Source organism: Flavobacterium selenitireducens, from assembly GCF_014748335.1.
GTDB lineage: Bacteria > Bacteroidota > Bacteroidia > Flavobacteriales > Flavobacteriaceae > Flavobacterium > Flavobacterium selenitireducens.
Genome location: NZ_JAAVIY010000014.1, coordinates 26,558 through 51,877, shown reverse-complemented (window position 1 = coordinate 51,877; position 25,320 = coordinate 26,558). Strand labels below are relative to the sequence as shown.

Sequence of the window (25,320 nt, the reverse complement as noted above, 5' to 3'; positions counted from 1 at the left end):
GATGCAAAACGGCCGTTTCGACAATGCGATAGTGAACATCCAGCCGCAATACACTATCGGCAATGACCTGATTTACCGTTACGACAAAGAGACGCAGTTTTACGCCGGAAACGAGTTTCAGTATTTTGAGAACAAGGACGTTCGGGCCGCGGCTTTCAATGTGGCGAAGATCGATTCGAACGGGTCGCTTTACAACGCGTACCTGTTCACGAACGAAGCGCGTGCGGAAAAAGGCTATACGTTCTACCCGGATCAGAACGGGAACTTTATTCCGTGGGTCGTCAACCGCGACGATCCCCGAGTGGAAGCTGATTACGTTTGGGTGTATTTCAGTCTTTCGGCCCCGTCATATTTCGGCAAAAGCGATATTTTCGTAAACGGAATGTTCAACAATTACCAGCATACGCCTGAATTCAAAATGGAGTATGACGAAAAGGCGAAGTTGTATAAAAAGGCCGTCCTGATCAAGCAGGGTTTTACGAACTTCCAGTATGAGATTGCCGATAAATCGGGAAGGATCGATGCCAAGAACGCGATCGATGGCAATTACTGGCAAACCGAATCGAACTATTTCGCCATCGTGTATTACAGGGAGAACAATTCGCGTTATGACAGGGTCGTCGGTAAGGGCGCCGCCAGTTCGACCGACATCACCAATTGATTAAATTTAGTCTGACACTCACGCATCTACGCATATTTTTTGTAAATTTGCGACATTAAATTCCTGAGACACTTTTCAATGGTTTCACAAATCACAAGAGGCATAAAAATATCGGTTGGGACGACTTTTGAAGGCACGTACTTCAAGAATCACAAGATCCACTATGCGTTCAGTTATCATGTGACGATTGAAAACCACGGCAAAGATTCCGTACAGTTGACTTCCCGCCATTGGGATATCCTGGATTCGCTCAACGATCTTGAAACGGTAGACGGCGAAGGTGTCATCGGGAAAAAACCGGTCCTGAAACCGGGAGAAACCCACACTTACAGCTCGGGTTGCCTGCTCGCCTCTCCTTTTGGCGCCATGCGCGGGTATTTCAATATGATCAACTTTACTTCGACGAAAAGTTTTCGCGTAATCGTCCCTACTTTTAAATTGAGTGCGCCTTTCGCATTGAATTAATTTTTGGCCTAACATTATTGTTGAACATTGATCGTGCACGATCGCATCGGATGATCGTATTTTCCGACGGACTTCTTCAAAACTTCAAACTTTAAACTTCAAACCTTAAACTTTAAACCTTGAACTTTAAACCTTAAACTTCAACCCTTAACTTCAAAACCTTAAACTTTAAACCTTAAACTTTAAACTTTAAACCTTGAACTTTAAACCCTAAACTTCAACCTCGATAAAATACCTATTCCTTATCTTTGTGCAACTTAAAAAACAACGATATGCCAAAAGGTTTTTATAACGTACCGAAAGCCGTCAACGAGCCGGTCAAGTCGTACGCCCCGAATTCGGCTGAGAAAGCTGCTGTCCAGGCAACGTATCGCGAGATGTGGAATGCGAAAATCGAAGTTCCGCTCTACATCGGAAGCGAAGAAATCAAGACGGGGAATACCCGCAACATGACGCCTCCGCACGATCACCAGCATGTGCTCGGACACTATCACCTCGCCGAAAAATCCCATGTCGAAAAAGCCATCGCGAATGCTTTGGAATCGCGCAAACAATGGGCTTCATTGCCTTGGGAACAACGCGCCGGAATTTTTCTTAAGGCTGCGGAACTCATTGCCGGGCCGTACCGCTCGAAAATCAACGCCGCGACGATGATCGCTCAGTCCAAAACGATTTTCCAAGCCGAAATCGACGCCGCCTGCGAACTCATCGACTTTTTGCGTTTCAACGTAGAATTCATGACCCAGATTTACGCCGACCAGCCAAAATCTACGTCCGATATGTGGAACCGCGTCGAATACCGTCCGCTTGAAGGATTCGTATATGCCGTTACACCTTTCAATTTTACAGCAATTGCCGCGAACCTCCCGGCCAGCGCTGCTTTGATGGGCAACGTCGTGATCTGGAAGCCTAGCGATTCCCAGGTTTTCTCGGCCAAGGTCATCATTGACGTATTCAGGGAAGCCGGTGTGCCGGATGGCGTGATCAATGTCGTATTCGGAGATGCGCAGATGATTTCCGAGACGGTTTACGCAAGCCCTGATTTCGCCGGAATCCACTTTACGGGATCGACTCATGTGTTCAAGGATATCTTCAAACACATCGGGAACAACATCGAAATTTATAAGACTTACCCGAGAATCGTCGGGGAAACCGGAGGAAAGGATTTTATCGTTGCCCATCCGAGCGCGAATGTCCGCCAGGTCGTAACCGGGATTATCCGCGGCGCGTTTGAATTCCAGGGACAAAAATGTTCCGCGGCATCGCGTGCCTACATTCCGCAAAGTTTGTGGCCATCTGTTAAATCAGAACTTGAAAAGGATCTGAAGTCGATCAAGATGGGATCGCCCGAAGATTTTTCAAACTTCGTTACGGCCGTCATTCACGAAGGTTCGTTCGACAAGCTTGCAAAATATATTGACCAGGCTAAAGCCGATGCGGATGCAGAAGTTATCATAGGTGGAAACTACGACAAGTCCGTCGGATATTTCATCGAGCCGACCGTCATCCTGACAACAAATCCTAAATACGCAACGATGGAAACCGAATTGTTCGGTCCTGTTATCACGATTTACGTTTACGAGGACGCAAAATGGGCAGAAACGTTGAAATTGGTGGACGAGACATCGCCTTACGCGTTGACCGGAGCCATTTTCAGCCAGGATCGTTACGCGATAAACGAAGCAACGAAAGCGCTTGAAAACTGCGCCGGAAACTTCTACATCAACGACAAACCCACGGGAGCTGTCGTAGGGATGCAACCTTTCGGCGGAGCCCGCGCCTCGGGAACGAACGACAAAGCAGGTTCGGCCCAAAACCTTTTGCGTTGGGTGTCGCCTCGCACGATCAAGGAAACTTTCGTTACGCCGGTCGATTACCGTTACCCGTTTTTGGGCGAATAACATAATCGCTGTTTAAATAATTGAGGCCCCGATTTTTATCGGGGTTTTATTTTTATATTTGGCCAAACCAAAACATCGTAAAATGAAAAAAACTTTACTCGCTTTACTTTTCCTGAGCTCGCTTTCGCACGCCCAATTTCAGGTCGACGCTTACATGGGGCAATTGTATAACGGACCAATGCTCGTTATAGATGGAGTCAATCACAGAGCTTATAATCTCGTAGCCAATCCGACGCCTTTGGACCAGACCGCCACCGGAAGCGGCCAGGTCTGGAATTTTGAAGCTTTGGACGAAATCGGGGGAGTTGCGTATGGAGTAGCGAATCCGACCGATCAGGAACTCGAAGTGTACCCGAATGCCACGCAAATCCTTACGATGATATCAGACGGCAATATCGCGCAATTTTTTATGGGTAACGGCGGCGGCAATATCGTGGGGGTCGCGAATCCGGAATTCACGTTATCGTATACGAATCCCGCAGACATCGGGACATTCCCGCTACTTGCAAATCATTCCAATTCAGACACCGTCGCCGGAACGTTTGAATACGATGGCAACAATGGTACGTTCTCGGGAACTTTCAACACCTCGATTGATGCCAGCGGAACGCTGATGACGTACGCTTTTGAAGAACCAAGAGCCGTTACGCGCCTCAAAACCGTGCAAAACCTGACGTTGGTTCATCCGATTTTCGGGAATGTCGGAACATTTTCGCAAACGATTTACCATTATTACGACAACGACCAAACGTGGTTATGGCCGCAGTTCAGGAGCACGACGACTACTATAAATGTTCCGTTGCTGGGAATAAACGACACCCAAAATGTTTACGAAATGCAAGTCCAGGCCTTCCTGCAAACACCAGATGTTGCGCAAAACAAAACCGTGCTGTATCCGAATCCGGCAAACAATATCCTGAACATCCAAACCGATGCGACGATCAAATCGATCTCGATCAGCGATTTGACAGGCAAAACCGTACTCGTGAAACAGGCTTCCGCCACGGGAATCGACATTTCCCAGCTGACATCGGGCGTTTACATCGTCAACATCGCTTCCGACAAGGGAAATACCATACAAAAACTCATCAAGAACTAAACAAAAATCCCGGGCATCTCGACCGGGATTTTTTTATCCTTTGAACTTTACCGGCAGATAAACCACCTTTTTGGTTTCGAAGAATTCCCCGTCGAAAAAATTTGGAATATCGAACAGCTGGATTTTTTGATAATCCTTCAATTCTTCAGAAAGATCTCCTCCTTTAAGGTACAAAATCCCATTCGCCAGGTCGTGCTTTTGCGCCTTGGCGATTTTTGTCTTTACCCACGACACGAAATCCGGCATGTTCGTCACGGCGCGGCTCACGATGAAATCGAATTGCCCTTTGACGTTTTCGGCCCGAATTTGCTCGGCCTTGACGTTTTTTAGGCCAAGTTCGTCCGCGACGGCCTGTACCACTTTAATTTTCTTTCCTATGACATCTATCAGGTAAAAATCGGTTTCGGGGAACAAAATTGCGAGCGGAATTCCAGGAAAGCCGCCGCCGGTCCCTACGTCCATCACCGATGCGCCGGGAGCAAACGATTGCACCTTGGCTATGGCGAGTGAATGGAGTACGTGACGGGTGTACAATTCGTCTATGTCTTTTCTCGAAATGACATTGATTTTGGCATTCCAATCTTCGTAAACCGCCTGGAGTTTACCGAATTGTACCTTTTGGGTATCAGTCAGATGCGGGAAATGGCGAAGGATTTCTTCCATTGTGCTTTGTTTTATGATATGCGATTTGCCGACTTGGGCCGCGGCTCGCAAAAGTAACCATTCGCATCGGAAATTTTATGTTTTTGTAAACCATAAACCTTGTATTAATAATTACCTTTGGCATCATTTTCAACTATGAATTACAACCTTCCGACATTTTCGACCCAAGACTCCATGAAATTTTTCAGGACACTGAATTCACGGGTCAACGCCTACTTCAGGGAGAATAACATCAAAAAAACCGGAAACTGGCAGATCTATCTCAAGACCGCCATCCTTTTCGCCCTGTTCCTCACGCCTTACTTTCTGATTCTGGCACTCGACCTCCCGTTTTGGGCACATTTGCTCCTAAGCGTCGCCATGGGAATCGGAATGGCAGGAATCGGGATGAATGTCATGCACGACGGCAATCACGGGTCGTATTCGTCCAAGACCTGGATCAACAAATTCATGGGCGGAACGATCTACGTTTTGGCTGGAAATGTCTACAACTGGCAAGTACAACACAACGTTTTGCACCATACCTACACTAACATCCACGGTCATGACGAAGACCTCGAAGCCGGACAGATCATCCGTTTTACGCATGAAGCTAAATGGAGGCGCTTCCACAAGTTCCAGCATTATTACTCGATTTTCCTTTACGGATTATTGACTTTCAACTGGGCGATTACGACAGATTTCCGTCAAATGAGACGTTACCTCAAGCGCAAATTGTCGTACGGAAAGTTCAAAAGCCCGGTCATCCAATGGACGACGCTCGTGATCACGAAAGTCATTTATTTTTCGATTTGGATCGTGATCCCGATTATCACGGGCGTGATCTGGTGGCAGGTGTTGCTCGGATTTTTTGTGATGCATTACACCGCCGGACTCATCCTGAGCGTTGTGTTTCAGTTGGCACACGTAGTGGAGGCGACGGATAATCCTATCCCGGACGAAAACGGTTCGATAGAAAACACCTGGGCGATCCACCAATTGCACACCACGGCGAATTTCGCTCCCAAAAACAAAATCGTCAACTGGTTTACGGGCGGTCTCAACCACCAGATTGAGCACCATATCTTCCCGAACATCAGCCACGTACATTATAGCAAAATCTCCGAAATCATCAAACAGACGGCTGCCGAATGCAACCTTCCGTATCATGAATTCCGGACGATGCGTTCTGCTATCGCGGCCCACTTCCGCCATTTGAAGGAATTGGGAACCGAACCTACCGCGGCCTGAAACTAAAACCTCCATCAAACATACGACACAAGCATGAACCATTTACTTTCTGACCGGATCAACAGTATGGCTACTTCCCAGACGTTGGCCATGGCTGCTTTGGCACGCGACCTCAAGGCGCAGGGCAAAGACGTGATTAGCCTTTCGTTGGGTGAGCCCGATTTCAACACGCCTGATTTCATCAAGGAAGCCGCCAAAAAAGCGATTGACGAAAATTACAGCACCTATTCTCCCGTAGACGGTTATGCCGAACTGAAAGAAGCGATTTGCCGCAAATTCAAACGCGATAACGATCTCGATTATAAACCGGCTAATATAGTCGTTTCGACAGGTGCCAAACAATCGCTGTACAACATCGCCCAGGTAATGCTTAATGAAGGCGATGAAGTGATTTTGCCGGCGCCGTATTGGGTTTCCTATTTCGAGATCGTGAAAATGGCGGGAGGCGTTCCCGTAGAAGTCCCGACTTCTGTGGAATCGGATTTTAAAATTACGCCTGGGCAACTCGCGAAAGCCATCACGCCAAAGACCAAAATGGTTTGGTATTCCTCCCCTTGCAACCCGAGCGGATCGGTTTATACGCGTGAGGAATTGACGGCTCTTGCCGACGTTTTGGCGAACCATCCGGACATTTTCGTGGTGTCTGACGAAATTTACGAACACATCAATTTTGCCGGGAATTTCTGTTCCATTGCATCGGTCCCGGGCATGTTCGACCGGACGATTACCGTGAACGGCGTTGCTAAAGCATTTGCGATGACAGGCTGGAGAATCGGATACATCGGCGCTCCTGAATTTATCGCAAAAGCGTGTACGAAAATGCAGGGACAGGTCACTTCGGGAGCGAACTCGATCGCGCAAAGAGCGACAATCACAGCCGTAGATGCCGATCCATCGGTATTGAACGATATGGTAAAGGCGTTCAAGGGTCGACGCGATTTGGTCGTCGGATTGATCAACGATATTCCAGGTTTGAAAATAAACGTCCCCGACGGTGCATTTTACGCGTTTCCCGATGTTTCCTCGTTTTTCGGAAAAACCCTTCGTGGAAAGCAAATCGACAACGCAGACGACTTGGCGATGTATCTTTTGTCTGAAGCAAACGTAGCGGCGGTTACCGGAGACGCATTCGGGAATCCGGATTGCATACGTTTTTCCTATGCGACAAGCGAAGACGTGCTCAAGGAAGCATTCAAGAGAATCAAAGAGGCTTTGGCCTGACCTTCTGTTTAAAGTTTAAGGTTTAAAGTTATTCGGAGCAAACCTTGAACTTTAAGCCTTAAACAAACAAACATGCAACAGAAAATACTACTTCTCGGCTCAGGCGAACTCGGGAAAGAATTTGCGATCGCGGCGCAAAGGATCGGCCAAAAAGTGATTGCGGTCGACAGCTATGAAAACGCCCCTGCGATGCAAGTCGCCCACGGTTTCGAAGTCATCAACATGCTCGACGGGGCCGAACTTGACCGCATTGTGGCCAAACACAAACCGGATTTTATCGTTCCCGAAATCGAAGCGATTCGCACCGAACGTTTCTACGACTACGAAAAACAAGGCATTACCGTCGTACCGTCTGCCAAGGCGGCCAACTTCACGATGAACCGAAAGGCGATCCGCGACCTGGCGGCCAAAGAACTGGGCTTGAAAACCGCAAATTACCGATACGCCACGTCGTCAGAAGAACTCAAAGCTGCTGTTTCAGAAGTCGGCATTCCGTGCGTGGTCAAACCGTTGATGTCGTCGTCGGGCAAAGGCCAATCGACTATCAAAACATCCGAAGACATCGAAAAAGCATGGAAATATGCGGTTGAGGGTTCGCGTGGCGATGTCGTCGAAGTCATTGTCGAAGCGTTCGTGGACTTCAATTCCGAAATCACCTTATTGACCGTTACCCAAAACATGGGCCCGACGTTGTTTTGTTCCCCGATCGGCCACCGACAGGAAAGAGGCGATTACCAGGAGAGCTGGCAACCGGCCCAGGTGTCTGAAAAAGACTTATACGAAGCCCAGGACATGGCCGAAAAAATCACCGAAGCGCTTGGCGGCGCGGGGCTTTTTGGTGTGGAATTTTTCCTGGCAAGCGACGGCGTTTATTTCTCCGAACTTTCTCCTCGACCACACGACACGGGTATGGTCACGCTGGCGGGAACCCAAAATTTCAATGAATTCGAATTACACCTTCGCGCGATACTGAGTCTTCCGATATTCGAGATCAGGCTTGAAAAAGTCGGGGCCAGCGCTGTTATCCTTGCATCCGAAAATTCCGAAAATCCTACCTTTTCAGGAATCGAAGAAATCGCCGGGTTGCCCAAGACCGATTTTCGCCTTTTCGGCAAACCGACATCGCGTCCGTATCGACGAATGGGTGTCGCTTTGGTAAGCGATACTGCCGACACTTCGGTTGAGGAAGTGGTGGAGAAAGCAAAAGCGGCGGCAAAGCTCGTGAAAGTGTTGGCCTGATGAGGTGTTTATTACTCTTCAGTCTGTTTTGTTTGTCCAATTTAACCGCTCAGATCTCACTTCCGGTTTACAAAGAAGGCAGGTAACAACAGGAAATCGAAAACCCAAATCCGACCTGCCTGACAAGTGATATTTCCAGGTCCATCGCCTTAGATACTCAGCGCGATTTTGTGAGCAGGGCGATGAATGTGGGCGATTCCATTCCGTTTAAGGTCAATTTTGTAATCGGAAAAATGGCAAAGTGGTGGCTTCGACCATTAAAATAGACACGGAGTACGATTTTTTCAACCAATATACGACAGACGTAATTTCGCGTTGGAAGGAAAGGTCGGCGACATAAGAGTATTGAGCCATCCGGGCTACGGGAAAACCCATGAAATCCACGGCTCAAATCCCAATCGACATCATCGATTTATAATTAGCAGTCGTAGGAAACGATTTTTTTCTATGTCAAAATTATTTCGGGATTCTGTTCTGAATTCATCAATTCGAAACGACAAACGATCGTTTTAGCGTTTATTTCACACTTCAATCCCTATTTTTGGCGAAATGCCACAAATGAAGTTACTAATAGTAGAAGACGAGCCGAATTTGCTGTCGGTGATCCGCAGGGGATTTTCTGAAAAAGGACATGAAGTAAGCGCCGCTCTCGACGGGAATACCGCCTTGATGATGCTCGAGGAATATGTGTTCGACGCGGTTGTGCTAGACGTAATGCTGCCCGACATCAACGGAATCGAAATATGCAGGCGCCTTCGCGCATCGGCCAATTTTGTTCCCATACTCTTTTTGACGGCTTTGGGAAGTACCGAGAATATCGTGACCGGATTGCAGGCCGGGGCCGACGACTACGTGACGAAGCCTTTTAAATTTTCCGAACTCGAAGCCAGGGTGCACGCATTGGTAAGGCGATCGGCCCAGGAACACAAGCCACAGGAAACCATTGCTATTGGCGATCTGGTCATCGACAACCGAACCAAAACCGTCAAACGAGGCGACGATGCGATTTCGTTGACGGCCAAAGAATTCCGGCTGTTGCAATATCTCGCGAAGAATTCCGAGACGATCTTGTCGCGCGAGCAAATCCTCGACAACGTTTGGGACATCAATTTCGAGATGAACACCAATGTTGTGGACGTCTACATCAATTACCTGAGAAAAAAAATCGACAAGCCGTACGAAAACCAATTGATCCACACTGCGAAAGGTTTGGGCTACACTCTAAAATCGTAAGATGCAGATCCGCAAAAAAGTTGCCATCACCTATGTTGCGCTCTCGGGCCTGAGCACGCTGTTGCTGTGCGTCGTCATGGTCTTTTTATTCAGGAACAACAACCAGTATTACTTCTTGAAACGACTGCAGGACAGAGCGAAGATCGTGTCGTCGATACATTATCAGCAGGACCCGAAAAAGGCCGAGTATTATCGCAACCTCAAGGCTAGCGGTCTCGAAGAGCTTATCGATGAAGGCGATTGGGTACTTCCCGTGAACGGATCGAACTCTTTCGAATATAATACGGAACTCAAGCTTCCGCCGGAATTTTACACGGAAGTGCTTTCGAACGGATCGTCCTGGACCGAAGACGACAGCCAGTACCACTATGCCCAATTGTTCAACGAAAACGGCAAAAAATACATCGTGGTAATCACGGCCCGAGACCGTCGCGGAAACACCAGTACGTTGTACATCATTCGCATCATGGCTATCGGCGGTATTGGATTTTTGATCCTGGCGTATTTCCTCGGGCGCTTGCTGGCCAATAAAGTAATGAATCCGATTTCGAAAATCAATTCCGAAATGAAGCGCATCAGTGCTTCCAATCTACACAACCGTCTCGACCAACCGCAAGGCGACGATGAAATCGCCGTGCTTTCCCACACTTTCAACGACATGCTCGACCGCCTCGAAACTTCATTCGAGATCCAGGCGAATTTTATAAATAACGCTTCTCACGAACTCAAAACGCCGATTACGACAATCATGGCCGAGACCGAAATCATCTTGCAATCCAAACGCGAACCCGAGGAATACCAGGAAGCATTGGCCCACATCAACGCCCAGGCGACAAAACTTGGCAACCTTACCGAAAGCCTGCTCAAGCTAACTCGTACGGGCTACGACGGCAACAAGCAGGTGCTCGACGTAGTGCGTATGGACGAATTGCTGATGGATGTAAAATCCGACCTTGACAAGTTGTATCCCGAAAACAACATCAGCTTGAGACTCGAAGAAATGCCGGAGAACGATGAGCTGCTGCTCGTGCCGTGCAACCGTCCGTTATTGGAATTGGCGTTGTCCAATATTATCTCGAATGCCGTTAAATATTCGGATAACAGCGTTGTTTTTGTCGAACTGATGGCCGACAGGAAGCGGTTGTCGGTTAGAATTACCGATATCGGCATCGGAATTCCCAAAGAAGATTTCCCTTACTTGTACGAACCGTTTTTCCGCGGCCGGAAAGCCTCGAAATACACCGGTTACGGCCTCGGGCTGCCGCTGGCGTTCAAGATCATCCGGATGCACAACGGCGAACTCGACATTCAGTCGGAACAGGAAAAAGGTACGATGGCCACGATCACGTTCCGTCGTCATGACATTAAAGATTCTAATGTAAAATCTTAGGAAATTCTAATTCTTACTTAATCAAGGCCTAATCCTGCGGTTGTTGTTTTGTATCTGTAAAACGACAACCATGAAAAATATACTTATCCCCACCGTCCTTGAACCGGACACGCTATCGGCCGTCACAAGCGCCATTTCCTACTCCAACGGAGAAGATTTCCAGATCGTCCTGTTGTTGTTGAACGAAGTCGAACCTTCTTACTCGGCAGCGGCATTCTTAAGGAACGCCAAACCAACTTTGACATCGGTCCAACAGAAAACCCTTGAGCAATGTGCTGACAAAATCCGGGAGGCGCAGCACGTTTCGCTTCACGTCCAGAGACAAGCTTCCATATCGGCCCCGTTGGTGCGCAACCTGATGCAGGCGCTTGAAATCGGGTTGATCATCGTTCCGAAATCGTTCAGGGAATCGTCCAAAAAGATCAACCGCTACTGCCTCGGACTGCTCTCCAATTGCCAATGCCCGATACTTAACTTGTGCGAGACGCCGGCTTCTGAAATGCAAAAAGCACTTTACCTCGAGTATACGGGAAGCAAATTGCAGGTTTCCGACCTCCAGCGCCACCTCGACGGCAAATTCCCGTTCAGAATCGTGAGCCAGGCCAAAATTTCCCCGGCCGAAGAACAATCGCTGCGACAATTGCTGGCCGAGACGATTACCCGAAACGACATCGATCTACTTGTGGAAACACGCAAACCGGCCAAGGTCAAACTCGGTAAAAAACCGGTGTCGTTCCACGATGAACTTAAGCTGCCGGTCCTGTCGGTTTATGAAGCGATCAGTTAATTCCAAAAACGCCAACTTATGCTGTTAAAAAAGAAAATACCAATGAAATATGTCCTGGGCAAGATCAGAGTTGAACTTGCCCTGGTCTCGCTATACGCCCTTTCGTTCTGGCTTGTCCATTATTTTTACGAAGCCGTCCCGCTCACGATCCCGATCGCGATTCCGGGAATCGTCGGGACGATCATTTCGCTTTTGCTTGCGTTCAAGTCCAACCAGGCTTATGACCGTTGGTGGGAAGCGCGCATCGTTTGGGGCGCTATCGTAAACGACTCCCGCTCGCTGTTGCGACAAGTCGTAGCCTTTTACAAGGATCCCGATTTTTCGGACGAAGCCAACAATTACAAGGAACGCTTTGCCAAAAGACAAGCTGCCTGGTGTTTCAGCCTTGCGAATCGCCTGCGCGGAAAAGATTCGGTAAAACCGGCCAAACAGTTCCTTGAAGACGATGAATTCCAAAAGATCAAACGCCACAAACACGTCCCGAATGCCTTGCTGCTGTTGCATTCGCGCGAATTGATCAAGGCGATGGAGAACGGGCGCATCAACACTTTCCAGCAAGTGGAGATCGACAACACGTTGACGCGCCTGTGCGACTCTATGGGCAAAGCCGAACGCATCAAGAACACGATTTTCCCGACGACGTACAGCATGTACATCCGATTCACGCTTTGCCTGTTCGTGATCTTGCTTCCGTTTGGGATGGTCGAAGACCTCGGATGGCTCGTCGTTCCCGTAACCACTACGATTGGGGCGGCGTTCTTCCTGATCGAAAAAATGGCGATACACTTGCAAGACCCGTTCGAAAACCGACCGACCGATACGCCAATGACCGTAATTTCGGACAACATCCTCAAAGATTTGCTTGAAATGGTCAACGAGTTCCGCGGAGAATACGAACATGAACTTCAAAAAAAGGTTCCGCACCCAACACCTGCTCTCAAGGTAAAACAACCCTATTTCGTACTCTGATTTGGCATTAGCCTACCGAAAGCCTGGATTCGTCCGGGCTTTTTTTATTGCAGGAAACGGTCGGAAAAAATAGTATTTTTGTTTCTGATAATATCGAATCGAATTTATGAAAGCATACGTTTTTCCGGGCCAAGGCGCCCAATTTACCGGAATGGGGAAAGAATTGTACGAACAATCCGATCTGGCCAAAGAACTTTTCGAGCGAGCCAACGAAATCCTGGGTTTCCGCATCACGGATATCATGTTCGAAGGTACGGCCGAACAACTCAAAGAAACCAAGGTAACGCAGCCTGCGGTGTTTCTCCACTCCGCAATCCTGGCCAAGACGATGAATGAATCATTTAAGCCGGAAATGGTCGCGGGACATTCACTGGGAGAGTTTTCCGCACTCGTCGCCAACGGCACGCTTTCGTTCGAAGACGGGCTCAAACTCGTTTCCCAACGAGCGTTGGCGATGCAAAAAGCCTGTGAAATCACGCCATCGACAATGGCCGCCGTTTTGGGTCTCGACGATGAAAAGGTGGAAGAGGTTTGCGCGACTATCGACGGCGTGGTGGTTCCGGCGAACTACAATTGTCCCGGCCAGCTTGTGATTTCAGGCGAAATGTCGGCGGTAGAGAGAGCTTGCGAAGCCATGAAAGCCGCGGGTGCCAAGCGCGCATTGATCTTGCCCGTCGGCGGTGCGTTCCATTCCCCTATGATGGAGCCGGCGCGCGAAGAATTGGCGGCGGCGATCGAAGCCACGAAATTCAACGAGCCTGTTTGCCCCGTGTACCAAAATGTAACGGCAAACGCGGTTTCTGACCCTGCCCAAATCAAGAAAAACCTCATCATACAATTGACAGCTCCCGTGAGATGGACGCAATCGATACAGCAAATGATAGCCGACGGCGCCACATTATTTACCGAAGTCGGGCCTGGAAATGTGCTTCAGGGCTTGATCAAGAAAATCGATAAGGATGCAGAAGTTGCGTCAGCATAATGAAAATCACAACCAAAGTCAGTTTTGGCGAATATGCCAGATTGCTTTTTAGCCTTACCTACCAACGCCCGATAATGAAGGTGTTGGTAGGCATTGCTATTTTGTTGCTGTTGTGGGTGGCTTGCTATTATTTCGGATTGCTGGACCTTCCCGAACCCTTGATCTACCAATTCGCAACGCTTGTCCTGATTCTCGTCGTCCAGCCGATCGTCATTTTTACCACGATCCGAAAGACGTACCATTCGAGCAATCACATAAGCGAAATCCTCAAAATGGAAATATTGAAAGACGAGATCAGAATCGTCGGGGAATCGTTTTATATGGAAGTAAGATGGGACAAAATGTTCAAAATCGTCGAGAAACCGAAATGGTTCCTGATTTACCAGAACAGCTTATCGGCCATAATCGTTCCCAAAAAAGATCTTACGTCGAACGAAAAAGAGACTTTCATCCAAACCCTTAAAGGCCTGAAGAATGTCCCTGTCGAATTGATAGGTTAACGCTTAAGAGCGGATCTTCTGTTCCCACTTCCAAGCGCTCGCCAAGCCGTCTTCCAATGTAGACTGCGCCTTCCATCCCAAAACGTTGTTGGCTTTGTCGGTGTTGGCATAAGCCGTGATGACGTCTCCTTCCCTTCTCCCGACGATTTGGTAAGGAAGTTTCTTACCACTGACCTTTTCGAACGTATTGATGACTTCCAGGACCGTGCTTCCGGTACCGGTTCCTACGTTGAACGTCTCCACTTTTTGCTCGTTCTTGTTTCCGATTAGCCTTTGAAGGGCCACAACATGCGCCTTTGCCAAATCCACAACGTGTATGTAGTCGCGAATGCACGTTCCGTCGATCGTAGGATAATCATCGCCAAAGACTGAAAGTTTCTCGCGCAATCCCATTCCCGTTTGGGTAATGAACGGAACGAGGTTTTGCGGAACGCCAATTGGCAACTCCCCTATTTCGGCCGACGGATGCGATCCTATCGGGTTGAAATAGCGCAGCAAAATGGCGTTGACGTTCGTAACTTTGGCCGTATCCCGGATAATCTCCTCACCGATCTGCTTGGTGTTTCCGTATGGGGAAATAGCAGGTTGAACCGATGCGTCCTCGGTAATCGGCATTTCTTCGGCTTGACCGTAAACCGTGCAGGAAGAACTGAAAATAAACTGAGCTTCAGGCTTTTGCGACAACTCCTGCAACAGGTAAACCAGCGTATTGATGTTGTTCTCGTAATATAAAAGCGGATTTTCGACACTCTCGCCCACTGCTTTTGAAGCCGCGAAATGAATCACGCCGGATACGTCGGAATGGCGAGCGAAAAAGTCCTTTACATCGGCTTTGTCGCGCAAGTCCATTTTCTCGAAAATCGGTTTTTTGCCCGTGATGGCCACAATCCCGTCGATTACTTTTTCTGTAGTGTTCGAAAGATTGTCTATGATGACTACCTCAAAACCTTCATTTTGCAATTCGACCACAGTGTGGGAGCCGATGAATCCGAGGCCGCCCGTTACGAGTATTTTCATATTGTCTGTTTTATCGGTGGCTTTCTGTTGCCGCCGGTTCTTGGTTTGATTGATTCTTGAATTTACCCACGAGATAGCGCGTCCCAAAAAATGCAATGAGAAACACCACTGCAAACAACAAAACCCGCCTTGCCATCGCCGATTTCCATTTTTGGTACATTACGACAGGTATTCGAGTACGCTAGAGGTAATGAACTCTATTTGATCGTCCTCAAGTTCCGTATGCATCGGAAGCGAGATCACTTCTTTGCACAGTTGGTTCGTCACCGGGAAATCTTCTTCTTTATAACGGGCATCGGCATAGGCCTTTTGGGCGTGAAGCGCGATCGGATAATAAATCGCACACGGGATTCCCTTGTCGAGCAAATGCTGCATCAACCCGTCGCGATCCGCATTTTGGATGCGCAAGGTATACTGATGGAAAACGTGGCTGTCCGTATCGCCGACGATCCTCGGCGTGATGATGTTAGGATGATTGGCGAACGCCTCCGAATATTTCGTCGCGGCCGCCCGACGCGCCTGGCAATATTCGTCCAGTTTTGGAAGTTTCGTATCGAGCACCGCCGCCTGGACGGAATCCAAACGGGAATTCACGCCGACGACATCGTGATGGTAACGAACATACATGCCGTGGTTGACGATGCCGCGAAGTTTGTGCGCAAGTTCGTCATCGTTCGTGAAAATCGCGCCTCCATCGCCGTAGCAACCGAGGTTTTTCGACGGAAAAAACGAAGTCGACGCGACGTGCCCGATCGTTCCGACCTTTTGCTTCATGCCGTGCGGATATTGGTAATTAGCGCCAATTGCCTGGGCGTTGTCTTCGATCACATACAAATCGTGTTCGCGCGCAATGGTCATGATCGCGTCCATATCGGCGGCCTGGCCAAACAAATGCACCGGTACGATCGCCTTGGTTTTTGGCGTGATTGCTTTTTTGATCGCTTCTATCGAAATATTGAACGTATCGGCATCGACATCTACAAGAACCGGCGTCAGTTTTAAAAGCGCGATGACCTCGACGGTTGCGGCAAAAGTGAAATCGGCTGTGATGACTTCGTCTCCCGGTTGCAGGTCAAGTCCCATCATGGCGATTTGCAATGCGTCCGTACCGTTGGCACACGGGATTACATGTTTGGCGCCGAGGTATGCTTCCAGATTGGCCTGGAAGGCATGGACAGCGGGCCCGTTGATGTAGGAAGTCGTGTCGAGAACCTGCTGTATGGCAGCATCCACAGTATCTTTTATCTTTTCGTACTGACCTTTCAGGTCAACCATTTGTATTTTTTTCATGCCGAAATTTTAGCCACACAAAACTACTAAATAAGTGAGTTGTGGCAATGAAATTTCTGTAAAGTGCGTATTTTAGCGACCATGTTTGCAATTTATGGACTACTGATTTCGATCGTCGGATTTTTCATTCGGGTTGTGGCGTTTTTCAATCCGAAAATGAGATTGTTCGTCGACGGCCGAAAATCGGTGTTCGAGACGTTGTCCCGTTCCATTTCGGCTGACGAGAAAACAATCTGGTTCCACTGCGCCTCACTTGGCGAATACGAGCAAGGATTGCCCGTGATGGAAGCTATGCGCAGCCGGTTTCCGGAACACAAGATCGTGCTGACTTTTTTCTCGCCTTCGGGATATGAAGTGCGAAAGAACAACGCTGTCGCGGACGTGACCATCTACCTTCCGATCGATACCGTTTCCAATGCCAGACGGTTTCTCGACATCGTGCATCCGGAGTTGGCGTTCATGATCAAATACGAGTTTTGGCCCAACTACCTCAACGAACTCGACAAACGCAACGTGCGGACGTTCCTGATCTCGGGGATTTTTCGTGAAAACCAGGCGTTTTTCAAGTGGTATGGCGGGTTTTACCGAAAAGCACTGGACACGTTCGAACATTTTTTCGTTCAAAACTCCCGTTCGAAAGATTTGCTGGCTTCGCTAAAAAAATACAACGCGACGGTTTCCGGCGACACGCGTTTCGACCGGGTCGCGGCGATTCTGGAAAAAAACAATACGCTTGGTTTCATCTCGGAATTTAAGAACGGCGCGGCCACTGTCGTCGTTGGAAGTTCGTGGCCGAAAGACGAGACACTGCTCGCGGATTTCATCAACAAAACCGACCAAAATGTAAAGTTCATCATTGCGCCTCATAATATAAAAGAAGCCCAGATCGCTGAAATCCGGAATTCCATCACGAGGAAAGTCGTATTGTTTTCTGAAAAAGAAGGAAAAAACCTTGCTGATTTCGACGTCTTTATCATCGACACGATCGGGATTTTGACCAAGATTTACAGCTACGCGGACATCGCCTACGTTGGCGGCGGATTCGGAAATCCCGGCGTCCACAACATTCTCGAGCCCGCAACTTTCGGCGTTCCTATCGTGATCGGGCCGAATTATTCGCATTTTGCCGAAGCCATCGCACTTGTCGATATGGAAGGTTGCATCTCTGTCGACGGCCAGGCCCAATTAAAGGAAGCTTTCGATTTATTGCTTTCGAACGATGACATCCGACACGAAAAAGGCCATATTTGCGCCACCTTCGTGCAGATGAATAAAAACGCTACGTCCACGATCATGAAACATTTTGATACATATGGCGACGTATAGACCGGCATCCGAAAACGACATCGCAACACTCGTCCCGATGATGCAGGATTTCTATGCGATCGACGGTTATCCGATCGACGTCGAAAAATCGGCCTCGTTGTTCCGAAAGTTCATCCGTGAGGAAAACCTGGGCAAATCGTGGCTTATCGCATCCGACGGAGATATTGCAGGATATGTGATCATGACCTTCGTTTTTAGTTTTGAATTCGCAGGAACAATCGCTTTTGTGGATGAGTTGTACATTAAGGACGGCTTCCGCGGAAAAGGGATCGGGAAGGAAACCATCGATTTCGTAAAATCCGAAGCAGAAAAACGCGACCTGAAGATTTTGTATCTTGAAGTGGAACACCACAATTCAAATGCGAAAAAGTTGTATTTGGACAAAGGCTTTTCAGCGCATAAACGGCAATTGTTGGTTTACAAACGATGACACGGTCGCTTCTATCGGCCTATAAACGAACAACATTCAATAATTCATAATTCTATTAAAATGACCAAATTCCTACGACTGTTCCTGCTCTTGTTCGTCGTCCAGGTGTCGGCCCAACAAGGCGGCATGTGGATTCCGTCACTGCTCGAGGGCATGAACGAAAAAGAAATGAAAAGCCTCGGCATGAAAATGACGGCCAAGGACATTTACGACGTCAACAAATCGAGCCTGAAAGACGCCGTCCCTCACTTCAACGGCGGGTGTACTTCGGAGGTGATTTCCCCTAAAGGGCTTTTACTTACCAACCACCACTGTGGGTTTGACGCGATACAGAACCATTCGACAGTCGAGCACGATTACCTGCAAAACGGGTTTTGGGCCTACAAAATGGAAGAGGAACTGCCGAATCCGGACATGGTCGTGACCTTTATCGTGCGTATCGAAGATGTGACCACCAAAGTGCTCGATGGCACGCAGGCACTGGCTTCGGAAGCTGACAAACAGAAAAAGATCCAGGAAAACATTTCGTCTTTGTCGAACTCGCTTCCGAAAGAAAGTTGGCAGGAAAATAAAATCCGCACGTTCTACGAAGGGAATCAATATATGCTTTTCGTAACGGAAACGTTTAAGGACATTCGCCTTGTCGGGGCACCGCCGTCGTCGATCGGGAAGTTCGGATCGGACACCGACAACTGGGTCTGGCCACGCCACACGGGCGACTTTTCACTTTTCCGGATCTATGCCGACAAGGACAACAAGCCCGCGGCCTATTCGAAAGACAACGTTCCATACAAACCGAAGCACTTCCTTCCGATCTCGCTTGACGGCATCAAAGAGGACGATTTCACGCTGGTCTTCGGCTATCCCGGACGAACTACGGAATACTTGCCTGCGGTTGCCGTTGAACAAATCATCAACGAACTGAACCCGGCGAAGATCGAGGTGCGCGACGCCGCCTTGAAAGTAGAGGATGGCTTTATGAGAAAAGACCAGGCGATCAAAATCCAGTATGCGTCGAAATACGCGAGCATCGCCAATTACTGGAAAAAATGGATTGGAGAAACGCAAGGATTGAAAAAGTCGAATGCCGTCGGAATCAAGAAAAAAGACGAAGCGGAGTTTACCAAACGCGTCGCCAAGGCCGGAAAACAATCCGAATACGGAAATCTTTTGCCGGAATTCGAAAAAAATTATAAAGAAATCGCGCCTTACTCACTGGCTCGAGACTACTTTCAGGAAATCGCGTTGCGCAACACCGAACTGACGAGCATCGCCTTCCGACTTTACCAATTGGAACAGGTTTACGTTACGAAAGGCGAACAAGCGTTCAACGCTCGAAAGGCAAATATGATCGACGCACTTGGGGATTTCTACAAGGATTTCAACAAGACTGTGGACGAAAAGGTTTTTGAGCAGCTTATCGGAATTTACTCCAAGAAATATCCGACACAATTTCTGCCTGCGAGTTTGAAAAACGTAAACGCTTCGGCTCTGGCCTCGGAAGTTTACGGACAAAGCAAACTCACATCTCTTGAAAGCCTCAAAACGCTTTTGAACGGAGATGCGAAAACGGTAATAGCGAACCTCAACAACGACAAGGCGTTTAAGGTGACCAAAGAAATGGCCGAATCGTACTTCAATTCGGTTGCCCCGAAATTCGAGGAAATCAACCTCAAAATTTCGGCTCTCCAGCGAACCTATGTGAAGGCTCAGCTGGAATTGTTCAAGGACAAGCGCCTGTTTCCCGACGCCAACAGTACATTGCGCGTGACCTATGGAAAAGTCAAAGGATACGAACCGAAAGATGCTACGGTTTACAATCCGGTTACGTATCTCGACGGTGTGATGGAAAAATACGTTCCCGGCGATTATGAGTTCGACGTTCCCCAAAAGCTGATCGACCTTTACAATAAAAAAGATTACGGGCCTTATGCGGAAAATGGCAAAATGCCGGTTTGTTTTATCGGCACTAATCACACGACAGGTGGAAACTCAGGAAGTCCCGCGATTGACGCAAAAGGAAATCTGATAGGACTCAATTTTGACCGCGTTTGGGAAGGAACGATGAGCGACATTCACTATGATCCTGCAATTTGCAGGAACATAATGGTGGACGCGCGCTACGTTCTTTTTATTATCGACAAGTTTGCGAATGCGCAGAATATAATGTCCGAACTCAAACTGGTGCATCCGAAAAAGAAGTAAATCAGTAACTTTCAAAATGTTACAGTCATTTTGAAAAATTTATGTTTTTTTAGCATTAATTGTGTTTTTGGCACGATGCTTGTAAATAAGCGACCGAAGCAAATGTTAAAGTTTTTTTCTAAAAAAGATTTGAAAAAATTTTTCCGAATTAAAAAATTTATATCTTTGCCTCGAATTAATAATTAACCTTTTTATAATTAAGTAAGATGAAAAAAGTATTTTTGAGCTTGGCTATGATCGCTGCTTTGACAGTTGTATCTTGCAAAAACAACGAAGAGAAACCAGCTGAAGAAGTAACTCCAACTGAGGAAGTTGCTCCAGTTGAAGAGGCTGCTCCAGTAGCTGATACTACTGCTGCTCCTGCTGACACTACAGCTGCTGCTCCTGCTGCTACTCCAGCTCAGTAATTAAAGCTAAGAGAAGAAAATAAAGCTCCGCACTGCGGGGCTTTTTTTATGACATATTTTACCGACGTCAACTTACGAACTTAATCTATCGGAGATGTTTGCCTGAACGATGTACACTCCTGTTTAGCGATCGCACTTCCTTGCGAATCCAAAAACGATTGAAAGTAATCCAGCATCCGCTATGCTTTTGTAGTTAAAGCACGATTAACAGTTACGGTCTAAGAATCACTCCAAGAAAAAGAGTTGAGTACGGCATCGAAATCGCTTCCGCAGCAAACAAATGCGAATTTCCCGATACATCCAAACCGAATTCAACGCCTGAAATTCTCGTCCAAACAAAACCAGGCAAAGGCTATACAGCCAAAAACAAAAAACCCGTAATGAATTAACAATTAATTCGTTACGGGTTTGTTCTGTACTCGGAGCGGGACTTGAACCCGCACAGGCATTACTGCCCACTGGATTTTAAGTCCAGCGTGTCTACCGATTTCACCATCCGAGCGGTAGTCACCTTGGAGCGAAAAACGGGATTCGAACCCGCGACCTCCACCTTGGCAAGGTGGCGCTCTACCAACTGAGCTATTTTCGCATTATTTCAATATGTCAAGTGCGTTACATTGCTGTATTGCGAGGGCAAATTTAAGACAATAAAATAAAAATGCAAGTGTTTCCAGAAAAAAAATAGGAGCAAATTTATAAGTGGTTGATTTTTCGAATTTTGCCCGATCGTTTATTTGCGCATCGGTCTATTTGGATTTTTCGATTGCCTATAGTGAGGCGTTCTTCAAAAAAAGGGCACGCTGGCAAGGTCTTATATGATTGCAATTGATAAGCGTTTGAAAAGATTGTTCCCTAAAAAATTTGTTTTTTTTTTTGATGATGCGGCCCCCACCCGCCACCCAACAATTTACGCTTCCCTCACAAACCTCATTACACTAATTCTGCCGAAATTGTTAAACCTGCATTCTCTCCACAACCACACTTCTCTACTCCAACGCCCAATCCGCCAGAACACAACGCAAACCTCTCATTTTCCTGTCAGCATTCGTTTAATCTCGTTAAGCTTCATCAATGCCTCCACAGGCGTAAGATTATCGATGTTCGTGTTCAGGATTTCTTCTTTTATTTCTTCCAGAAGCGGATCGTCAAGATTAAAAAAGCTCAGTTGCAAATCATCTTCCCTTACCATGTTGCCATTGAGCGCCTCCCCAGAATGATCTTTCTCCAGCTTTTTGAGCAATTTCTGCGCCTTCTGGATCACCATCTGAGGCATTCCGGCCATTTTCGCAACGTGTATCCCGAAACTGTGGGCGCTCCCGCCTTCTACGAGTTTCCTGATGAAAAGCACATTGTCTTTGAGTTCTTTGACCGATACGTTGAAATTCCTGATCCGCGTCAAAATATCAGTCATTTCGTTGAGTTCGTGATAGTGCGTGGCAAACAACGTTTTCGGGCGTCCGGGATGCTCGTGCAGATATTCCGCAATCGCCCACGCAATCGAGATTCCGTCGTAGGTACTCGTTCCGCGACCGATCTCATCGAGCAAAACCAGACTCCTGTCCGACAAATTGTTGAGGATCGAAGCGGTCTCATTCATTTCCACCATGAATGTCGATTCGCCCATCGAAATATTATCGGACGCGCCGACACGCGTAAAAATCTTGTCGACCACGCCCATCCTTGCGCTTTTCGCGGGAACGAAGCTTCCCATCTGCGCAAGCAGGACAATCAAAGCGGTTTGCCGCAAAATCGCCGATTTACCCGACATGTTCGGACCCGTAATCATGATGATTTGCTGTTTTTCGCGGTCGAGATAAACGTCATTGGCGATATACGGCGTTCCCACCGGGAGTTGCTTTTCGATAACCGGATGGCGCCCTTCCACGATTTCGAGCTCAAACGAATCGTCCAGTTCCGGTTTTACATACTTGTTTTCGATGGCCAGTTGCGCGAACGAAGCCAGACAGTCGATCTGGGCCACGAGATTCGCATTGGATTGTACCGGCTTTATATAACCCGCTATCCACGAAACCAATTGTTCGAACAGTTCAGATTCGAGTTTCTGGATTTTTTCTTCGGCGCCCAGAATCTTTGATTCGTATTCCTTGAGTTCTTCGGTAATGTAGCGTTCGGCGTTGACAAGCGTCTGTTTTCTGATCCATTCCGCCGGGACTTTGTCTTTATGCGTATTGCGGACTTCAATGTAATATCCGAACACGTTGTTGAACGAAATCTTGAGAGAAGTGATACCCGTCCGTTCCGACTCCTGTCGTTCGATACGCTCCAGAAATTCCTTGCCGGAAGTCGAAATCGCGCGCAGATCGTCGAGTTCGGAATTGACACCCTTCGCAATCGCATTTCCCTTCGCTATTGCCACAGGAGCTTCCGGATTGAGCATCGAAGCGATTTTCTCGCGCAATACATCGCAACTTTCCAGGCTTTCGCCCATTTTCCTGACGGATGTATCGCCGCTTTCGGAAGCTAACTTTTTAATGGGGACGATGGCGTCAAGCGATTCCTTGAGAAACATCACTTCACGCGGCGAGACTTTACCGGTCGCAATTTTGGAAATCAGGCGTTCGAGGTCGGACATTTGCTTGATCTGAACCTGCATGCCATCCAACACCCCGGCATTGCCTTTCAAATATCCGACGATCTCATGGCGGTTCCTGATTCTGTCCGCATCCTTGAGTGGAAGCGCGAGCCAGCGTTTGAGCAAGCGTCCTCCCATAGGCGACAGCGTGCGGTCGATCACATCGAGAAGCGTCACCGCATTCGGATTATAACTATGGTACAATTCGAGATTGCGTATCGTAAACCGATCCATCCAGACATAAGCGTCTTCGGCTATGCGCTGGATCGCTGTGATGTGTTGCAGCTTGTTGTGTTGCGTCTCGGATAAGTAATACAGGATCGCACCCGATGCCACGATGCCTTCCTGTAATTCCTCTATGCCGAAACCTTTCAGGGAGGTAGTTTTGAAATGATTGTTGAGCGATTCCGAGGCATAGTCCGATTTGTAAATCCAATCCTCAAGATAAAACGTGTGGAACTTGTCGCCGAACAACGCCTGAAAATCTTGTTTGCACGCTTTCGGAACCAAAATTTCGCTCGGACTGAAATTCTGCAGCAGTTTGTCCACATATTCCGAATTGCCCTGGGACGTAAGGAATTCTCCTGTGGAAACGTCCAGGAATGAAACACCGAGCAACTTCTTCCCAAAGTGGACAGCAGCCAGGAAGTTATTCGATTTGGATTGCAGCACCTCGTCGTTCATCGAAACACCCGGAGTCACCAATTCCGTGACGCCCCGCTTGACTATCGTCTTGGTCATCTTGGGATCTTCGAGCTGATCGCAAACCGCCACGCGCAAGCCTGCCTTTACCAATTTGGGCAAATAAGTGTTTAGGGAATGGTGCGGAAAACCAGCCAAAGCGGTTTCAGAATCGGACCCGGCTCCTCTTTTGGTAAGCGTGATCCCAAGGATTTTCGAAGCGCGCACGGCGTCTTCGCCAAACGTTTCGTAAAAGTCGCCTACGCGAAACAAAAGGCAGGCATCGGGATACTTGCGTTTGATTTCGTTGTATTGCTTCATCAACGGCGTTTCCTTCGCTTCTTTTTGCTTTATTGCTGCCAAAATAGAGGGGATTTTATCAATAAAATTGGAAGGGCGAATTTAAAGATTTTCGTCCCGACTTTATTTGGAATCAAAAATTAAATTAATTTTAAGACCTTAATTCGGACGCGTTTGCAATTTTTCAATAGATTTGTCCGTCACTTTTAAAAAAATTCAAAATCATGAAAAAATACTTGTTGTTAGCCATGCTAACTATCGGTGGTTTAACGGTTTCCCAGGCTCAGGCCAAGAAGACCACAGCCAAGAAAGCCAATGCTGCCGCGAACGCTCCAAAAGTTGACGGGCCGGGAATGACTTTCGAGAGCGAAACCATCGATTACGGAACGATCAACAAAAATGCCGACGGAAAACGCGAGTTCGTTTTCGTAAACAACGGTAACAAGCCTACGATCATTACAAGCGCCACCGGTTCTTGCGGTTGCACGGTTCCTACAAAACCAACTGAGCCTATCATGCCGGGTGCTAAAGGTGTCATCGGTGTAAAATATGCTACAGATCGCATCGGTGCTTTTACCAAAACGGTAACGGTGAACTCCAATGCTTCTGAGACTCCAAAAGTACTGACCATCAAAGGAACCGTACTTTCTGACGAAGCTCCAAAAGGCTAATCAATCTTACTTATAATTTGGAAAGCTTCCCTTAAACGGGAGGCTTTTTTTATACTTTCA

22 protein-coding genes and 2 tRNA genes are annotated in these 25,320 nt (G+C 47.7%); 18 read left to right on the top strand and 6 right to left on the bottom strand.

Going from position 1 to position 25,320, the window contains the following annotated elements; genetic code table 11:
* From HC229_RS15420 to HC229_RS15405, 4 genes are all read left to right on the top strand, one after another.
* The coding region (locus HC229_RS15420; RefSeq protein ID WP_191021400.1) for a type IX secretion system plug protein at positions 1–661 on the top strand (661 nt) is incomplete at its 5' end.
* A 78-nt stretch (positions 662–739) separates the two neighbouring features.
* Positions 740–1,126, top strand: a complete 387-nt coding sequence (apaG, locus tag HC229_RS15415; RefSeq protein ID WP_191021399.1) for a Co2+/Mg2+ efflux protein ApaG — start codon at positions 740–742, stop codon at positions 1,124–1,126.
* A 272-nt stretch (positions 1,127–1,398) separates the two neighbouring features.
* Positions 1,399–3,027, top strand: coding sequence for an L-glutamate gamma-semialdehyde dehydrogenase (gene pruA / locus HC229_RS15410; protein ID WP_191021398.1), 1,629 nt, complete (start codon positions 1,399–1,401; stop codon positions 3,025–3,027).
* A gap of 82 nt (positions 3,028–3,109) precedes the next feature.
* Positions 3,110–4,126, top strand: coding sequence for a T9SS type A sorting domain-containing protein (locus tag HC229_RS15405; RefSeq protein ID WP_191021397.1), 1,017 nt, complete (start codon positions 3,110–3,112; stop codon positions 4,124–4,126).
* 33 nt (positions 4,127–4,159) lie between these two features.
* Here HC229_RS15405 and rsmG read toward each other — a convergent pair whose 3' ends face one another.
* Complete coding sequence (gene rsmG, locus HC229_RS15400) at positions 4,160–4,789, bottom strand: 16S rRNA (guanine(527)-N(7))-methyltransferase RsmG (RefSeq protein ID WP_191021396.1); 630 nt, start codon at positions 4,787–4,789, stop codon at positions 4,160–4,162.
* Positions 4,790–4,924: 135 nt separating this feature from the next.
* Between rsmG and HC229_RS15395 the strand changes: the two genes are divergently transcribed.
* From HC229_RS15395 to HC229_RS15355, 9 genes are all read left to right on the top strand, one after another.
* Positions 4,925–6,019, top strand: coding sequence for a fatty acid desaturase family protein (locus tag HC229_RS15395; protein ID WP_191021395.1), 1,095 nt, complete (start codon positions 4,925–4,927; stop codon positions 6,017–6,019).
* 33 nt (positions 6,020–6,052) lie between these two features.
* Positions 6,053–7,240: a pyridoxal phosphate-dependent aminotransferase gene (locus tag HC229_RS15390; protein WP_191021394.1), complete on the top strand. Its 1,188-nt coding sequence runs from the start codon at positions 6,053–6,055 to the stop codon at positions 7,238–7,240.
* A gap of 72 nt (positions 7,241–7,312) precedes the next feature.
* Complete coding sequence (gene purT / locus HC229_RS15385; protein WP_191021393.1) at positions 7,313–8,479, top strand: formate-dependent phosphoribosylglycinamide formyltransferase; 1,167 nt, start codon at positions 7,313–7,315, stop codon at positions 8,477–8,479.
* Between the two features lie 558 nt (positions 8,480–9,037).
* Positions 9,038–9,712 (top strand): response regulator transcription factor, encoded by a 675-nt coding sequence (locus HC229_RS15380; protein ID WP_191021392.1) that lies wholly within the window; start codon positions 9,038–9,040, stop codon positions 9,710–9,712.
* Position 9,713: 1 nt separating this feature from the next.
* The gene (locus HC229_RS15375) at positions 9,714–11,102 is read left to right on the top strand and encodes a HAMP domain-containing sensor histidine kinase (RefSeq protein WP_191021391.1); all 1,389 of its coding nucleotides are present in this window, start codon (positions 9,714–9,716) and stop codon (positions 11,100–11,102) included.
* 70 nt (positions 11,103–11,172) lie between these two features.
* Positions 11,173–11,889 (top strand): hypothetical protein, encoded by a 717-nt coding sequence (locus tag HC229_RS15370; protein ID WP_191021390.1) that lies wholly within the window; start codon positions 11,173–11,175, stop codon positions 11,887–11,889.
* Between the two features lie 42 nt (positions 11,890–11,931).
* The gene (locus HC229_RS15365; RefSeq protein ID WP_223845641.1) at positions 11,932–12,858 is read left to right on the top strand and encodes a bestrophin family protein; all 927 of its coding nucleotides are present in this window, start codon (positions 11,932–11,934) and stop codon (positions 12,856–12,858) included.
* A gap of 106 nt (positions 12,859–12,964) precedes the next feature.
* Positions 12,965–13,840, top strand: coding sequence for an ACP S-malonyltransferase (gene fabD / locus HC229_RS15360; RefSeq protein WP_191021388.1), 876 nt, complete (start codon positions 12,965–12,967; stop codon positions 13,838–13,840).
* Positions 13,840–14,340 carry a YcxB family protein gene (locus HC229_RS15355; RefSeq protein ID WP_191021387.1) on the top strand — a complete coding sequence of 167 codons (501 nt, stop codon included), beginning with the start codon at positions 13,840–13,842 and terminating at the stop codon, positions 14,338–14,340. The genes fabD and HC229_RS15355 overlap by 1 nt, the downstream gene beginning before the upstream one ends.
* 3 nt (positions 14,341–14,343) lie before the next feature.
* Here the strand turns inward: HC229_RS15355 and galE are convergent, their stop codons facing one another.
* Positions 14,344–15,357, bottom strand: a complete 1,014-nt coding sequence (gene galE, locus HC229_RS15350; RefSeq protein ID WP_191021386.1) for a UDP-glucose 4-epimerase GalE — start codon at positions 15,355–15,357, stop codon at positions 14,344–14,346.
* A gap of 159 nt (positions 15,358–15,516) precedes the next feature.
* Positions 15,517–16,647, bottom strand: coding sequence for a DegT/DnrJ/EryC1/StrS family aminotransferase (locus tag HC229_RS15345; RefSeq protein ID WP_191021385.1), 1,131 nt, complete (start codon positions 16,645–16,647; stop codon positions 15,517–15,519).
* 81 nt (positions 16,648–16,728) lie between these two features.
* On the opposite strand from HC229_RS15345, the gene HC229_RS15340 reads away from it, so the two are divergent.
* From HC229_RS15340 to HC229_RS15325, 4 genes are all read left to right on the top strand, one after another.
* Positions 16,729–17,973: a 3-deoxy-D-manno-octulosonic acid transferase gene (locus HC229_RS15340; protein ID WP_191021384.1), complete on the top strand. Its 1,245-nt coding sequence runs from the start codon at positions 16,729–16,731 to the stop codon at positions 17,971–17,973.
* Complete coding sequence (locus HC229_RS15335) at positions 17,960–18,403, top strand: GNAT family N-acetyltransferase (protein WP_223845640.1); 444 nt, start codon at positions 17,960–17,962, stop codon at positions 18,401–18,403. Before HC229_RS15340 ends, HC229_RS15335 begins: the two co-directional genes overlap by 14 nt.
* Positions 18,404–18,463: 60 nt before the next feature.
* On the top strand, positions 18,464–20,608 hold the full coding sequence (locus HC229_RS15330; RefSeq protein ID WP_191021383.1) for a S46 family peptidase: 2,145 nt from the start codon (positions 18,464–18,466) through the stop codon (positions 20,606–20,608).
* Positions 20,609–20,814: 206 nt separating this feature from the next.
* Positions 20,815–21,015: a hypothetical protein gene (locus HC229_RS15325; RefSeq protein ID WP_191021382.1), complete on the top strand. Its 201-nt coding sequence runs from the start codon at positions 20,815–20,817 to the stop codon at positions 21,013–21,015.
* A 416-nt stretch (positions 21,016–21,431) separates the two neighbouring features.
* On the opposite strand, the gene HC229_RS15320 is transcribed toward HC229_RS15325, so the two are convergent.
* The 3 genes from HC229_RS15320 to mutS all read right to left on the bottom strand — a co-directional run bounded on the left by HC229_RS15320 (position 21,432) and on the right by mutS (position 24,610).
* Positions 21,432–21,517: transfer RNA gene (locus tag HC229_RS15320), tRNA-Leu, on the bottom strand.
* An 11-nt stretch (positions 21,518–21,528) separates the two neighbouring features.
* Positions 21,529–21,604: transfer RNA gene (locus HC229_RS15315), tRNA-Gly, on the bottom strand.
* Between the two features lie 438 nt (positions 21,605–22,042).
* The gene (gene mutS / locus HC229_RS15310) at positions 22,043–24,610 is read right to left on the bottom strand and encodes a DNA mismatch repair protein MutS (protein WP_191021402.1); all 2,568 of its coding nucleotides are present in this window, start codon (positions 24,608–24,610) and stop codon (positions 22,043–22,045) included.
* A 203-nt stretch (positions 24,611–24,813) separates the two neighbouring features.
* On the opposite strand from mutS, the gene HC229_RS15305 reads away from it, so the two are divergent.
* Positions 24,814–25,260 (top strand): DUF1573 domain-containing protein, encoded by a 447-nt coding sequence (locus HC229_RS15305; protein ID WP_191021381.1) that lies wholly within the window; start codon positions 24,814–24,816, stop codon positions 25,258–25,260.
* Positions 25,261–25,320 lie beyond the last annotated feature (60 nt).

Coding starts and splice junctions, on each gene's coding strand:
- HC229_RS15370 (WP_191021390.1), top strand. CDS start 11,173: ATGAAAAATATACTTATCCCCACCGTCCTTGAACCGGACACGCTATCG.
- HC229_RS15395 (WP_191021395.1), top strand. CDS start 4,925: ATGAATTACAACCTTCCGACATTTTCGACCCAAGACTCCATGAAATTT.
- HC229_RS15355 (WP_191021387.1), top strand. CDS start 13,840: ATGAAAATCACAACCAAAGTCAGTTTTGGCGAATATGCCAGATTGCTT.
- HC229_RS15375 (WP_191021391.1), top strand. CDS start 9,714: ATGCAGATCCGCAAAAAAGTTGCCATCACCTATGTTGCGCTCTCGGGC.
- galE (WP_191021386.1), bottom strand. CDS start 15,357: ATGAAAATACTCGTAACGGGCGGCCTCGGATTCATCGGCTCCCACACT.
- HC229_RS15325 (WP_191021382.1), top strand. CDS start 20,815: ATGAAAAAAGTATTTTTGAGCTTGGCTATGATCGCTGCTTTGACAGTT.
- HC229_RS15345 (WP_191021385.1), bottom strand. CDS start 16,647: ATGAAAAAAATACAAATGGTTGACCTGAAAGGTCAGTACGAAAAGATA.
- HC229_RS15305 (WP_191021381.1), top strand. CDS start 24,814: ATGAAAAAATACTTGTTGTTAGCCATGCTAACTATCGGTGGTTTAACG.
- HC229_RS15365 (WP_223845641.1), top strand. CDS start 11,932: ATGAAATATGTCCTGGGCAAGATCAGAGTTGAACTTGCCCTGGTCTCG.
- HC229_RS15380 (WP_191021392.1), top strand. CDS start 9,038: ATGAAGTTACTAATAGTAGAAGACGAGCCGAATTTGCTGTCGGTGATC.
- HC229_RS15335 (WP_223845640.1), top strand. CDS start 17,960: ATGGCGACGTATAGACCGGCATCCGAAAACGACATCGCAACACTCGTC.
- mutS (WP_191021402.1), bottom strand. CDS start 24,610: ATGAAGCAATACAACGAAATCAAACGCAAGTATCCCGATGCCTGCCTT.
- HC229_RS15330 (WP_191021383.1), top strand. CDS start 18,464: ATGACCAAATTCCTACGACTGTTCCTGCTCTTGTTCGTCGTCCAGGTG.
- pruA (WP_191021398.1), top strand. CDS start 1,399: ATGCCAAAAGGTTTTTATAACGTACCGAAAGCCGTCAACGAGCCGGTC.
- fabD (WP_191021388.1), top strand. CDS start 12,965: ATGAAAGCATACGTTTTTCCGGGCCAAGGCGCCCAATTTACCGGAATG.
- HC229_RS15340 (WP_191021384.1), top strand. CDS start 16,729: ATGTTTGCAATTTATGGACTACTGATTTCGATCGTCGGATTTTTCATT.
- HC229_RS15390 (WP_191021394.1), top strand. CDS start 6,053: ATGAACCATTTACTTTCTGACCGGATCAACAGTATGGCTACTTCCCAG.
- purT (WP_191021393.1), top strand. CDS start 7,313: ATGCAACAGAAAATACTACTTCTCGGCTCAGGCGAACTCGGGAAAGAA.
- apaG (WP_191021399.1), top strand. CDS start 740: ATGGTTTCACAAATCACAAGAGGCATAAAAATATCGGTTGGGACGACT.
- rsmG (WP_191021396.1), bottom strand. CDS start 4,789: ATGGAAGAAATCCTTCGCCATTTCCCGCATCTGACTGATACCCAAAAG.
- HC229_RS15405 (WP_191021397.1), top strand. CDS start 3,110: ATGAAAAAAACTTTACTCGCTTTACTTTTCCTGAGCTCGCTTTCGCAC.